The organism is Ramlibacter lithotrophicus, assembly GCF_012184415.1.
In the GTDB taxonomy this organism is placed as follows: Bacteria; Pseudomonadota; Gammaproteobacteria; order Burkholderiales; family Burkholderiaceae_C; genus Ramlibacter; species Ramlibacter lithotrophicus.
On the sequence record NZ_VTOX01000004.1, the window covers coordinates 377,371 to 390,849 of the forward strand.

The 13,479-nt window shown below is 68.6% G+C and carries 11 protein-coding genes; 9 read left to right on the forward strand and 2 right to left on the reverse strand.

Features of this window, described 5'->3' with window-relative positions; all coding sequences use genetic code 11:
- Position 1 precedes the first annotated feature (1 nt).
- The 9 genes from leuS to gshB all read left to right on the forward strand — a co-directional run bounded on the left by leuS (position 2) and on the right by gshB (position 12,036).
- Entirely contained in the window at positions 2–2,623 is a 2,622-nt protein-coding gene (gene leuS / locus RAMLITH_RS14255; RefSeq protein WP_168108074.1) for a leucine--tRNA ligase, read from the forward strand.
- Positions 2,623–3,123 (forward strand): LPS-assembly lipoprotein LptE, encoded by a 501-nt coding sequence (locus tag RAMLITH_RS14260; protein WP_168108075.1) that lies wholly within the window; start codon positions 2,623–2,625, stop codon positions 3,121–3,123. Before leuS ends, RAMLITH_RS14260 begins: the two co-directional genes overlap by 1 nt.
- Positions 3,124–3,126: 3 nt before the next feature.
- Positions 3,127–3,609 carry an Lrp/AsnC family transcriptional regulator gene (locus RAMLITH_RS14265; RefSeq protein WP_168108076.1) on the forward strand — a complete coding sequence of 161 codons (483 nt, stop codon included), beginning with the start codon at positions 3,127–3,129 and terminating at the stop codon, positions 3,607–3,609.
- Positions 3,610–3,806: 197 nt separating this feature from the next.
- Positions 3,807–5,105 carry an ornithine--oxo-acid transaminase gene (gene rocD, locus RAMLITH_RS14270; RefSeq protein ID WP_168108077.1) on the forward strand — a complete coding sequence of 433 codons (1,299 nt, stop codon included), beginning with the start codon at positions 3,807–3,809 and terminating at the stop codon, positions 5,103–5,105.
- A 54-nt stretch (positions 5,106–5,159) separates the two neighbouring features.
- Positions 5,160–6,245 (forward strand): DNA polymerase III subunit delta, encoded by a 1,086-nt coding sequence (gene holA / locus RAMLITH_RS14275; RefSeq protein WP_168108078.1) that lies wholly within the window; start codon positions 5,160–5,162, stop codon positions 6,243–6,245.
- Between the two features lie 30 nt (positions 6,246–6,275).
- Positions 6,276–7,556, forward strand: coding sequence for a glutamate-5-semialdehyde dehydrogenase (locus RAMLITH_RS14280; protein WP_168108079.1), 1,281 nt, complete (start codon positions 6,276–6,278; stop codon positions 7,554–7,556).
- A gap of 147 nt (positions 7,557–7,703) precedes the next feature.
- A complete protein-coding gene (gene gshA / locus RAMLITH_RS14285; RefSeq protein ID WP_168108080.1) occupies positions 7,704–8,999 on the forward strand; it encodes a glutamate--cysteine ligase in 1,296 nt (431 codons plus the stop codon).
- A gap of 128 nt (positions 9,000–9,127) precedes the next feature.
- A complete protein-coding gene (locus RAMLITH_RS14290) occupies positions 9,128–10,996 on the forward strand; it encodes a KUP/HAK/KT family potassium transporter (RefSeq protein ID WP_168108081.1) in 1,869 nt (622 codons plus the stop codon).
- A 92-nt stretch (positions 10,997–11,088) separates the two neighbouring features.
- Positions 11,089–12,036 (forward strand): glutathione synthase, encoded by a 948-nt coding sequence (gene gshB, locus RAMLITH_RS14295; protein ID WP_168108082.1) that lies wholly within the window; start codon positions 11,089–11,091, stop codon positions 12,034–12,036.
- On the opposite strand, the gene RAMLITH_RS14300 is transcribed toward gshB, so the two are convergent.
- Positions 12,033–12,617, reverse strand: a complete 585-nt coding sequence (locus tag RAMLITH_RS14300; protein ID WP_168108083.1) for an ATP-dependent Clp protease proteolytic subunit — start codon at positions 12,615–12,617, stop codon at positions 12,033–12,035. The two genes, gshB and RAMLITH_RS14300, sit on opposite strands and share 4 nt — an antisense overlap.
- Before the next feature lie 97 nt (positions 12,618–12,714).
- Positions 12,715–13,479, reverse strand: a complete 765-nt coding sequence (locus RAMLITH_RS14305) for a class II glutamine amidotransferase (protein ID WP_168108084.1) — start codon at positions 13,477–13,479, stop codon at positions 12,715–12,717.

Here is a 13,479-nt window from a genome sequence, read left to right on the forward strand (position 1 = left end):
TATGCAAGAAAAATACACCCCTTCGGACGTCGAGCGCGCGGCGCAGGCGGCGTGGAATGCCGCCGACGCGTACCGCGTGACCGAGGACGCCGGCAAGAAGAAGTTCTATGCCTGCTCCATGCTGCCGTATCCCAGCGGCAAGCTGCACATGGGGCACGTGCGCAACTACACCATCAACGACATGCTCACGCGCTACCTGCGCATGAACGGCTACAACGTGCTGATGCCGATGGGGTGGGACGCGTTCGGCCTGCCGGCCGAGAACGCGGCGCTCAAGAACGGCGTGCCGCCGGCGAAGTGGACGTACGACAACATCGCCTACATGAAGAAGCAGATGCAGGCGATGGGACTGGCCATCGACTGGTCGCGCGAGATCGCAACCTGCGATCCGTCCTACTACAAATGGAACCAGTGGCTGTTCCTCAAGATGCTGGAGAAGGGCATCGCCTACCGCAAGACCCAGGTCGTCAACTGGGACCCCGTCGACCAGACGGTGCTGGCCAACGAGCAGGTGATCGACGGCAAGGGCTGGCGCACCGGCGCGGTGGTGGAAAAGCGCGAGATCCCCGGCTACTACCTCAAGATCACCGACTACGCCGAGGAACTGCTGGACCACGTCCGCAACCGCCTGCCGGGCTGGCCGGAGCGGGTCAAGCTGATGCAGGAGAACTGGATCGGCAAGAGCGAGGGCGTGCGCTTCGCGTTCACTCACGGCATCCGCGACTTCGACGGCCGCCTGATCGGCGACGGGCGCATGTACGTGTTCACCACGCGCGCCGACACCATCATGGGCGTGACCTTCGTCGCCGTGGCGCCTGAGCATCCGCTGGCGGCGCACGCCGCGCGCACCAACGCGAAGCTGGCGAACTTCATCGACGAATGCAAGAAGGGCGGCACGACCGAGGCCGAACTGGCGCTGCGCGAGAAGGAAGGCATGCCGACGGGCCTGGTGGTCTTCCATCCGGTCACCGGCGAGCCGGTCGACGTCTGGGTCGGCAATTACGTCCTGATGGGATACGGCGACGGCGCCGTGATGGGCGTCCCCGGCCACGACGAGCGCGACTTCGCGTTCGCGCTGAAGTACAACCTGCCTATCATGCAGGTGGTGCACGTCGACGGCGAGCACTACGACTACAAGCACTGGAACGACTGGTACGCCGACAAGGAGCGCGGCGTCACCATCAACTCCGACATCTTCAGCGGCTTCTCGTACGAGGACGCCGTGGCGGCGGTGGCGCACCACCTGCAGCAGAAGGGCCTCGGCGAACTCAAGACGACCTGGCGCCTGCGCGACTGGGGCATCAGCCGCCAGCGCTACTGGGGCACACCGATCCCGATCATCCACTGCGACGAGCATGGCGCCGTGCCGGTCCCGGAGCGGGACCTGCCGGTGGTGCTGCCGCAGGACTGCGTGCCGGACGGCTCCGGCAATCCGCTGAACAGGCGCGAGGACTTCCTCGCGTGCACCTGTCCGGTGTGCGGCAAGCCGGCCCGGCGCGAGACCGACACCATGGACACCTTCGTCGACTCGTCCTGGTACTACATGCGGTACTGCGATCCGAAGAACGACCAGGCGATGGTGGCCGAAGGCGCGGACTACTGGATGCCGATGGACCAGTACATCGGCGGCATCGAGCATGCGATCCTGCATCTGCTGTACGCGCGCTTCTGGACCAAGGTGATGCGCGACCTCGGCCTGGTCAAGGTCGACGAGCCGTTCACGCGGCTGCTCACGCAAGGCATGGTGCTCAACGAGGCCTTCTCGCGCACCGGGGACAAGGCCGGCAAGCAGTACTACTGGGCGCACGACCTCGACATCGTGCGCGACGAGCACGCCAACGTGCTGTCCGCGACGGCCAGGGCCGACGGCCTGCCGGTGACGTACGAGGGCTGGACCACGATGTCCAAGTCCAAGAACAACGGCGTCGATCCGCAGGACCTGATCGACAAGTACGGCGCCGACACGGCGCGCCTGTACACCATGTTCACGGCGCCGCCCGAAGCAACGCTGGAATGGAACGACGCCGCGCTGGAAGGCTCGTTCCGTTTCCTGCGGCGCCTGTGGAACTTCGGCGTCAAGGTCGCGGCGCAGCCGGCCGGCGCGAATGCAGCGGCGGGCAAGCAGGCCAAGGCGCTGCGCTACGAAGTCCACACCGTGCTGAAGCAGGTGGACTACGACTATCAGCGCATGCAGTACAACACCGTGGTCTCGGGCGCGATGAAGCTGCTGAACGCCCTGGAGGACTTCAAGGGCGGTGGCGAAGCCGGCGCCGACGGCGCGGTGCGCGAGTGCTTCGGCATCCTGCTGCGCGTGCTGTATCCAGTGACGCCGCACATCGCCCAGTCGTTGTGGACCGAGCTGGATTACACGCGCGAGCACGGGGAGCTGCTCGACGCGCCGTGGCCGAAGGTCGACGAGCAGGCACTGGTGCAGGACGAGATCGAGCTGGTGCTGCAAGTGAACGGCAAGACCCGCGGATCGGTGCGGGTGCCTGCCGGCGCCAGCCGCGAGGAGATCGAGCGGATCGCGACGGCCAGCCCCGACTTCGCCAAGTTCGCCGCCGGCGCGACGCCGCGCAAGGTGATCGTGGTGCCGGGGCGCCTGGTGAACGTGGTGGTCTGATGGTCCGCAAGCGCACGCTGCTCGTCGCCGCCGCGTCCGCGGCGCTGGCCGGCTGTGGCTTCCAGCTGCGGCAGGCCCCGCGGTTCGCCTTCAGCTCGATCTACGTGGCGGCGCCGCCGAATTCCGCGCTCGGCAGGGAACTGCGCCGCAGCATCGCGTCGGGCGACAGCGTGCGCGTGGTCGACGACCCCGCGGCCCAGGCGGCCGCCCAGGTGGTGTTCGACCTGCTGGCCGACCAGCGCGAGAAGGTGGTGGTGGGCCTGAGCGCGAGCGGGCAGGTACGCGAGTTCCAGCTGCGCACGCGGGTGCGGTTCCGGCTGCGCACGCCGGCCGGCAAGGAGCTGATCCCCGAGACCGAGTTGCTCCAGCAGCGCGACATCAGCTTCAGCGAGTCGGCGGTGCTGGCCAAGGAAGCCGAGGAGAACCTGCTGTACCGCGACATGCAGACCGACATCGTGCAGCAGCTGATGCGGCGGCTGGCGGCCGTGAAGACCATCTAGCGCATGGAACTGGATCGCGCCGACCTCGTGTTGCTCGATGCACTGCAGCGCGACGGCCGCGCCACCATCCAGTCGCTGTCCGAACTGGTGAACCTCTCGGCGCGGGCCACCCTCAACCGGGTGCGCAAGCTCGAGGCCCAGGGCGTCATCGAGGGCTATCGCGCGGTGATCGACCGGCGCGCGCTCGGGGAGCCGATCTGCGTGTTCGCGGAGGTGGCGCTCAAGGACCAGCGCCAGCCGGTGGTTCAGCGTTTCGAGAAGAAGATGGCGACCGCGCCGGAGGTGGTCGCGTGCCACGTGATCAGCGGCCGCTACGACTACCTGGTGCGCATCGCCTGTCCGCACCTGGAGAACTACCACCGCCTGATCAGCGCGTGGCTCGACGACCCCGCGCTGGGCATCGAGAAGATCGTCACCAACATCGAACTGCAGACGATCCGCGAGTTCGCCGGCTTCCCGGTCCCGCGGCCGCCGCGCCGGCACTGACCCCGAACGGCCGCGCGCGCATCCCTCAGCGGCGCGGCATCCCGGCTTGCAGCGCCTTCGACAGGCGTCCTACAGCACTGCCGTTTCGGAAGTGCGATACCTGCGGTTGTGCCGCCGCCGCTGCGCGCGGGCTCCAGATTCACCACGTTCGCAGCGGGTCGCGGCCTAGACTGTCCTGCAAGCCAACAGGAGTAGACATGGACGCGACGACCGCCACCGCCACGCAGACCTTCATCGGCCAGGAAGCACGCTTCGGCGCGCGCAATTACCAGCCGGTGCCGGTGGTCGTCGCACGGGCCCGCGACTGTCTGATTTGGGACGTCGAGGGCCGCGAATACATCGACATGATGAGCGCGTACTCCGCCGTCAGCCATGGGCACCTGCACCCGCGCCTGGTCGCGGCCGTGCAGCGGCAGCTGCAGCAGGTGGCCGTCACGTCCCGCGCCTACCACGGCACCACGCTCGGTCCGTTCCTCGAAAAGCTGTGCACCGTCGCGGGCTTCGACCGCGCCCTGCCGATGAATACCGGCGCCGAAGCCGTGGAAACGGCGATCAAGTGCGCGCGCCGCTGGGGCCACTTCGTGAAGGGCATCGCCGACGGCGAGCAGCAGATCCTGGTGGCGCGCGGCAATTTCCATGGCCGCACCAGCACGATCATCGGCTTTTCCACCGAGGCCGACTACCGCGCCGGGTTCGGCCCGTTCGCGCCCGGCTTCCGGCATTTCGACTTCGGCGACATGGCCAGCGTGCGGGCTGCGACGACGGCCAGCACTTGCGCCGTTCTGATCGAGCCGATCCAGGGCGAGGCTGGGGTGATCCTGCCGCCGGACGGCTTCTTCCGCGAGCTGCGCGACTGGTGCACGCGCAACGACATCCTGCTGATCGACGACGAGGTGCAGGCCGGCCTGGGCCGCACCGGCCGCTGGTTCGCGTTCGAGCACGAAGGCATCCGACCGGACGCGCTGATCCTCGGCAAGGCGCTGGGCGGCGGCGTGCTGCCGGTGAGCGCGTTCCTGGCCGACCGGGCCGTGATGGACGTATTCAACCCCGGCAGCCATGGATCGACCTTCGGCGGCAACGCCCTCGCGGCGGCCGTGGGCCTGGAGGCGCTGCTGGTGATCGAGGACGAGGACCTGGTGGCGCGCAGCGCGGCGCTGGGCGAGCACATGCTCGAGCGCCTGCGCGGCGTGATGCACGCCGCCGCGCCGCTGGTCCGCGGCGTGCGCGGCCGCGGCCTGTGGGCCGGCGTCGACATCGATCCGGCGCACGCGAGCGCACGGGAACTGGTCGAACGGCTGGCCGAGCGCGGCGTGCTGTCGAAGGAGACGCACGAGACCGTGATCCGCTTCGCGCCGCCGCTCACGATCACCCGCGAGCTGATCGACCGGGCCGTCGATACCTTCCAGGAAGTGGCGATGCAGAAGTGCCGCGAGCTGGCGCTCGACGCGACCTTCGTGAGTGCCAAGACCCGCATCGAGGCGGTCGTTCCCGCGTAGTCGCCGGCGGGCGGCCCCGCAAGAGGGCCGAACAGCTCGTCGTAAACTGCCGGCATGCAGCTTTCCGCGGGCCAGCTCGGCCAGCATCTGGCCAAGGGCCTGAAGTCCCTCTACACGCTCCACGGCGACGAGCCGCTCTTGATCCAGGAGGCGGCGGACGCGATCCGCGCCGCCGCGCGCAGCGCCGGCTACGGGGAACGCAGCGTGCACACCGTGGCCGGCGCCCACTTCGACTGGAGCGAAGTGCTGGCGGCGGGCGGCTCGCTCAGCCTGTTCGCCGAGCGCCAGCTGGTGGAGATCCGCATCCCCTCGGGCAAGCCGGGCAAGGAAGGCAGCCCGGCGCTGCAGCAGATCGCGCAAGGCGCGGCCGGCAGCGACAGCACCTTGACCCTGGTGCTGCTGCCGAAGCTGGACCGGATGACGCGCAGCAGCGCCTGGTTCGCCGCCCTCGAAAGCAACGGTGTCGCGATCCAGCTTGACCCCGTCGAGCGGCATGCGCTGCCGCAATGGATCGCGCAGCGGCTGGCGCGGCAGGGGCAGCGCGTGGCGGGTGGCGACGAAGGCCAGCGCACCCTGCAGTTCTTCGCCGACCGGGTGGAGGGCAACCTCCTGGCGGCGCACCAGGAAATCCAGAAGCTCGCGCTGCTGCATCCGCCCGGCGAGCTCGGCTTCGAGCAGGTCGAGAGCGCCGTGCTCGACGTGGCGCGCTACGACGTGTTCAAGCTGTCCGAAGCGGTGCTCGGCGGCCAGCCGGCCCGGGTGCAGCGCATGCTCGACGGCCTGCGCGCCGAGGGCGTCGCCGAAGTGCTGGTGCACTACACCCTGGCCGAGGACATCCGGGCGCTGCGCCGGGTCAAGGAGGCCACGGCGGCCGGCCGGCCGTTGCCCGTCGCCCTGCGCGAGCAGCGGGTCTGGGGGCTGAAGGAGCGCCTGTTCGAGCGCGTGCTGCCGCGGCTGACGGCCACCGCGCTGGACAACCTGCTGTACTCGGCCCACCTGGTCGACGGCATCGTCAAGGGCCTCAAGGCGCCCGGCTGGCCGGCCGGGGGCTGGGAGGCCTTGCACCGGCTGGCCTTCGCGCTGTGCCAGGAGTGCATCGGCGCGACCGGCGCCGCCGCGGCCCAGCGGGCCCGGGCCTGACGGCCCGCGGGGGCAGCGGATAATCGGGGCATGAACGCCCTCAACGTGGCCGAATACATGCAGACGCTGGGCTTGCAGGCCCGGCAGGCGGCGGCCCGCATGGCCGCCGCCGACGCGGCCAGCCGCAACCGCGCGCTGCGCCTGCTGGCGGGACTGCTGCGCGAGCAGGCGCAGCCGCTGCAGGCCGACAATGCCAGGGACCTGGAGCGCGCCGCCGCCGCCGGGCTGGCCGAGCCGATGATCGACCGCCTGCGGCTCACGCCCAAGACGATCGAAACGGTGGCCCAGGGCTGCGAGCAGCTCGCCGCGATGGCCGACATCGTGGGCGAGGTGAGCGGCCTGCGCCAGCAGCCCAGCGGGATCCGGGTCGGCCAGATGCGCGTGCCGATCGGCGTCTTCGGCATGATCTTCGAGAGCCGGCCCAACGTGACGATCGAGGCCGCCAGCCTGTCGATCAAGAGCGGCAACGCCTGCATCCTGCGCGGGGGTTCGGAGGCCATCGAGTCGAACAAGGCGCTGGCCCGGCTGGTGCAGCAGGCGCTGGTCCAGGCGGGGCTCCCCGCCGAGGCGGTGCAACTGGTGCAGACGACCGACCGCGAGGCGGTGGGACAGCTGATCGCCATGCCGCAGTTCGTCGACGTGATCATTCCGCGCGGTGGCAAGGGCCTGATCGAGCGCATCAGCCGCGACGCGCGGGTGCCGGTGATCAAGCACCTGGACGGCAATTGCCACACCTATGTCGACGATCCGTGCGACATCGACATGGCCGTGCGCGTCGCCGACAACGCGAAGACCCAGAAGTACAGCCCGTGCAACGCGACCGAAGGCCTGCTCGTGGCGCGCGGCGTGGCCGCGGAGTTCCTGCCGCGGATCGGCGCCGTCTACGCTGCCAAGGGCGTCGAGATGCGCTGCGACGCCGAGTCGGCGGCGGTCCTCGCCGGCGTGCCGGCGGCCAAGGTGCAGGCGGCGAGCGAGCAGGACTGGTTCGAGGAGTACCTCGCGCCCGTGATCAGCGTCAAGGTGGTGGCCGACGTCGTCGAAGCGATCGCCCACATCAACCGGTACGGCAGCCACCACACGGACGCGATCCTGACCCGCGACCACGTGCATGCCCAGCAGTTCCTGCGCGAGGTGGACTCGGCCAGCGTGATGGTGAATGCGAGCACCCGCTTCGCCGACGGATTCGAGTACGGGCTCGGCGCCGAGATCGGCATCAGCACCGACAAGTTCCATGCCCGCGGACCGGTCGGCATCGAAGGGCTGACGTCGCTGAAATGGGTGGTGCTGGGCCAGGGCGAAGTGCGCTCATAGCGCGGGAGGCGATCGCCTCGCCGCGCGCTCGTGCTGAACCTCCGCGGCCGGCGCCGGTCTGAAGAATCGTGGGTTGCAAGCCGTCGGGCAGCCCGCATCTCCCTACAATCGTCGGGACTTTCCCGAACAGAAGGCGAAGAAGGCCGCATGGTTCCGCACCTCATCACCGCCCTGACGGGGCCAATCAACGAGCTCGAGCAGCGCATCCTGGATTCCACGCCCGCCATCGAGCGCTGGTTCCGGCTGGAGTGGATGGAGCACACGCCGCCGTTCTACAGCTCGGTCGATATCCGCAATGCCGGGTTCAAGCTGGCCCCGGTCGACACCAACCTGTTCCCCGGCGGCTGGGCCCACCTGACGCCGGACATGCTGCCGCTGGCGGTGCAGTCGGCGATGGCCGCCATCGAGAAGATCTGCCCGGAAGCCAAGAACCTGCTGGTGGTGCCCGAGAACACCCGCGACACCTTCTACCTGGCGAATCTGGCCCAGCTCAAGCGGATCTTCTACATGGCCGGGTTGAACGTGCGCTTCGGGTCGATCGACCCCGAGCTGCACGAGCCGGCCAGCGTCAGCCTGCCGGACGGCGATTCGGTGTTGATCGAACCGGTGGTGCGCACGCGCCGCCGCCTGGGCCTGAAGAACTTCGACCCCTGCACCATCCTGCTCAACAATGACCTGTCCTCCGGCGTGCCGGGGATCCTGGAGGACATCCACGAGCAGTACCTGCTGCCCCCGCTGCACGCCGGCTGGTCGGTGCGCCGCAAGAGCAATCATTTCCAGAGCTACGAAGAGATCGCGAAGCGCTTCGGCAAGCTGCTCGGGATCGATCCCTGGCTGATCACGCCGATGTTCAACAAGTGCGGCGCCGTGAACTTCGCCGAGGGCACCGGCATGGACTGCCTCACGACCAACGTCGACGCGCTGCTCGCCAAGATCCGCAAGAAGTACAAGGAATACGGCATCGGCGAAAAGCCATTCGTGGTCGTCAAGGCGGACAACGGGACGTCGGGCCTGGCGATCAGCACGGTGCGCGACGCCAAGGAGCTCGAGGCGCTGACCGGCAAGGGCAGCGGCCAGATGTCCGCGGTCAAGGGCGGGCAGGCGCCGGTGCGCGACGTGATCGTCCAGGAAGGCGTCCTCACGAACGAGCGGATCGGGGACGCCGTGGCGGAGCCGGTGGTCTACACGATCGACCGCTACGTCGTCGGCGGCTTCTACCGGGTCCACGCCGAGCGCGGCACCGACGAGAACCTCAATGCGCCCGGCGCGGACTACGTGCCCCTCGCGTTCGCCGAGAGCACGCGGCTGCCGCAGCCCGGTGCCAAGCCCGGCGCCAGCGCGCCGAACCGGTTCTACATGTACGGCGTGATCGGCCGGCTGGCGATGCTCGCCGCCAGCTACGAGCTGGAGGCCACCGACCCCGAGGCCGAGGTCTACGACTGAAGCCTTGCGGGCGGCGTTGCTGCGCCGCAACATGCCCGGCCGTTCCGGCAACGGCGGGCGCACAATAGCCAACCCAAAAAAGACGTTCAACCGCCGGCCCCCCGGGGCCCCACAAGGCGGCCCGCCCAGTGGCAACCTCAAAGTCCTCGCTCACCGCCCTGACCCTCGGCGCGATCGGTGTCGTCTACGGCGACATCGGCACCAGCGTGCTGTACGCGATGAAGGAAGTCTTCGGCTCCGGTCACGTGCCGTTCACTCCCGGCAACGTGTACGGCATCCTGTCGATCTTCTTCTGGACGCTCACCGTCATCGTCTCCATCAAGTACGTGCTGCTGGTGCTGCGCGCGGACAACCACGGCGAGGGCGGCCTGATCGCGATGCTGGCGCTGGCGTCGACGTCGGTGAAGGACAGGCCGCAGTTGCGCCGCGTGCTGCTCGTCGTGGGGATCTTCGGCACCTGCCTGTTCTATGGCGACGGCGTCATCACGCCGGCGATCTCGGTGCTCTCCGCCATCGAGGGCCTGGAGGTCCTCTCGCCCCAGTTCGCCAACTACGTGGTGCCGCTCACGCTGGTGGTGCTGTTCTGCCTGTTCGCGCTGCAGAAGCGCGGCACGGCGGGCGTGGGGCAGTTCTTCGGGCCGATCACGCTGGTGTGGTTCGGTGCGATCGCCGTGCTCGGCGCCGCGCACATCGTCGGCAACCCGGTGGTCCTGAAGGCGCTGAACCCGTATTACGCGCTTTCATTCATGTTCCACAACCCGGGGACCACGTTCGTGATCCTCGGTGCGGTGGTCCTGTGCGTGACCGGCGCCGAGGCGCTGTACGCCGACCTGGGCCACTTCGGCAAGAAGCCGATCCGCATCGCGTGGTTCACGGTGGTGATGCCGGCGCTCACCATCAATTATTTCGGCCAGGGCGCCCTGCTGCTGAAGGACCCGCTGGCGGTGAAGAACCCGTTCTACATGATGGCGCCCGAGTGGGTCGTCCTGCCGCTGGTGGGCCTCGCCACCATGGCGACGGTGATCGCCTCGCAGGCGATGATCACCGGCGCGTTCAGCGTGACCAAGCAGGCGATCCAGCTCGGCTACCTGCCGCGCCTGCAGATGCGCCACACCAGCGTGCGCGAAACCGGCCAGATCTACCTGCCGTTCATCAACTGGGGCCTGTTCGTCGCCATTGCGATGGCCGTGGTGATGTTCCGGTCGTCGAGCAACCTGGCCGCGGCGTACGGCATCGCCGTGACCTCGGACATGCTGATCACGACCATCCTCACCTTCTTCGTGATCCGCTACGGCTGGCGCTATCCCCTGTGGCTGTGCATCACGGCCACCGGCATCTTCCTCGTGGTGGACCTCACGTTCTGGGCGTCCAACCTGCTCAAGCTGCCGCAGGGCGGCTGGTTCCCGGTCCTGATCGGCGGCGCCATGTTCACGCTGATGATGACGTGGAAGCAGGGCCGCGCGCTGCTGAATGACAAGCTCAAGGCCGATTCCATCGACCTCAAGAGCTTCCTCGAAGCGGTGTTCGTGAGCCCGCCCACGCGGGTCGAGGGCACGGCGGTGTTCCTGACAGCGGAGCCGGGGACGGTCCCCAACGCGATGCTGCACAACCTCAAGCACAACAAGGTGCTGCACGAGCAGAACCTGTTCGTCACCGTGCGCAGCCACGAGGTGCCATGGATCGGCATCAGCAAGCGGGTGGAGATCGAGGCCCTGGGCCACAGCTGCTGGCAGGTGACGCTGCATTACGGATTCAAGAACGATCCCGACGTTCCGCGCGCCCTGGAGCAGATCCGCGGCCGCGGCTGCGAGCTGGACGCCATGAAGACCAGCTACTTCCTGTCGCGCGACACGGTGGTGCCTAGCATAGGGCGCGGCATGGCGCCGTGGCGCGAGAAGCTGTTCGCGCAGATGCACCACAACGCGAGCGCCGCGGCGGACTTCCTCAACCTGCCGAACAACTCCGTGGTGGAGCTGGGGTCGAAGATCGAAATCTAGAGGCCAGGGCCTGGGACTGGGGACTAGCGCTGAGGCCCGCAGGGGCTCTCCCGATTTGTGCGACAGTGGGGGTGACATTCCCCGTGCCATCCATGAACATCCTCTTCGTCGCCGATCCGCTGGAAGCCTTCCAGACCTACAAGGACACCACCTTCGCGATGATGCGCGAGCTGCAGCGCCGCGGCCACCGGCTCGCCGCCTGTGAGCCGCGCCACCTCTCGTGGCGCACGGGCGGCGTGGTCCATGCCCAGGTGCGCGAGATCGCCCTGACCGGCACCCTGGACGACTGGTTCGCGCAGGAGCGCTGCGCCACGCGGGCCCTGCGCGAGTTCGATGCCGTGCTGATGCGCAAGGACCCGCCGTTCGACAGCGAGTACTTCTACGCCACGCACCTGCTGGAGCAGGCGGAGCGCGAAGGCGCGCGCGTCTTCAACAAGCCGGCGGCGCTGCGCGACCACCCGGAGAAGCTGGCCATCATGGAGTTCGCGCAGTTCACCGGCCCGACGCTGGTCACGCGCGACGCCGACGAGGTCAAACGCTTCCATGCCGAGCACCAGGAGATCATCCTGAAGCCCCTGGACGGCATGGGCGGCATGGGCATCTTCCGGGTCGGCGCCGACGGCCTGAACCTCGGCTCGATCATCGAGACGCTCAACCGCCATGGCACGACGACGATCATGGTGCAGCGCTTCCTGCCGGAGATCGCCCAGGGCGACAAGCGCGTGCTGGTCATAGCCGGCAAGCCGGTGCCGTACTGTCTCGCGCGCATCCCGCAGGGCAGCGAAATCCGCGGCAACCTGGCCGCCGGCGGGAAGGGCGTCGCGCAGCCGCTGTCCGCGCGCGACCTGGAGATCGCCAATGGCATCGGCCCCGTGCTGGCCGCGCGCGGCCTGCTGCTGGTGGGCCTGGACGTGATCGGGGAGCGGCTGACGGAAGTGAACGTGACCAGCCCGACCTGCTTCCAGGAGATCGCGCAGCAGGCCGGCTTCGACGTCGCCGCGGTGTTCGTCGACGCGCTGGAGGCGGCGCTCGCGCGCTAAACGGCGCCGTTGCCGACGATCCCGCCGATCAGCTCCAGTTCGAGCGCCTCCTCGGCCGTGAGGTACCAGTCCTTGTCCAGCACGCGCTGCAGCAACTCGTCGGCGCTCAGCTTGCTGCCCGCCGCCAGTTGCTCGAACCCGCGGCGTTCCAGCACCTGGCCGATCTCCAGTTCCGCCAGCAGGTCGCGGGCCACCGCGATCGCCGAGCGCAGCGCGCCGGTCATCTGCACGGTGCGCTCCATGCGCCGCTCGTGCACCAGCAGGATGGTGTCGGGAGTGAGGAAGCGGTGCGTCGACGGCACGGCCCCCATCACCGTGATCCCGGCCGAATAGACGTAGGTCTTGCCGAGGAAGAACACCTCGCGCGCCTGGCGCAGCAACACGATCTCCTCCGCCAGCCGGCGGGCGCTCTCCGCGTCGCCGCCCATGGTGCTCAGTTCCAGCACCAGCGGCTTGTCGCCCTGCGCGGCGCCGGACTGGTCGAGAAACCGCTGCACCATGGCTTCGTCGATGCTGCCGAGCAGCCGGACGTCGGGGTGCAGCGACGGCAGCTTGCGCTTTCCCTGGTTCTGTTGGGCCACGTTCGCTCGTTCCTCCTGGAGCCGCAGCATGGCGCGCCGGCGCGCGCACGTGTCGGCCGCTTCGCCCCGGCCGGCGGTAGGAAGCCGCTGACGCGCTTCAACCGACGGCAGCCCCGTCCACGAACACCCGCAGCTCGCCCGGCTGCATGGCCGTCCATTGCTCGTTGGTGGTGAGGGGGGCCGTCACGACGACCGCCACCCGGTCCTGCGGCGAGGTCATGGTGGCGAAGTCGATGCTGAGGTCTTCGTCGGCGAGCTGGGCATGGGCGAACGGGTGCTTGCGTTCCACGTGGAAGAGCCGGGTGGAGCAGTGCGTCCACAGCGCCTCGCCGTTGGAGAGCATGAAGTTGAACGGACCGTGGCGGGCGATCCGCGGCACCAGTTCGCGCAAGGTGAGCGTCAGTTCCGCCACGCTCGGCACGCCGGCGTGCGATTTCGCGAACTCCTGCATCAGCCAGCAGAATGCCCGCTCGCTGTCGGTGGCGCCCACCGGCAGGAAGCTCGCGTGCAGCCGCGGCTGGAAGTTCTCCAGGTTGCCGTTGTGCGCGAACACCCAGTAGCGGCCCCACAGCTCGCGCACGAACGGATGGCAGTTCTCCAGCGCCACCTCGCCCTGCGTCGCTTTGCGGATGTGCGCGATGACGTTGCGGCTCTTGATCGGGTAGCGGCGGATCAGCTCCGCGACGGGGGACTCGAAGGCCGGCTGGTGGTCCACGAAATGGCGCAGGCCGCGTCCTTCGAAGAAGGCGATGCCCCAGCCGTCGGCGTGATGGTCGGTGCGGCCGCCGCGCTGCGCGAATCCGGTGAAGCTGAAGGTCACGTCAGTCGGCGTATTGCAGTTCATTCCGAGCAGCTGGCACAT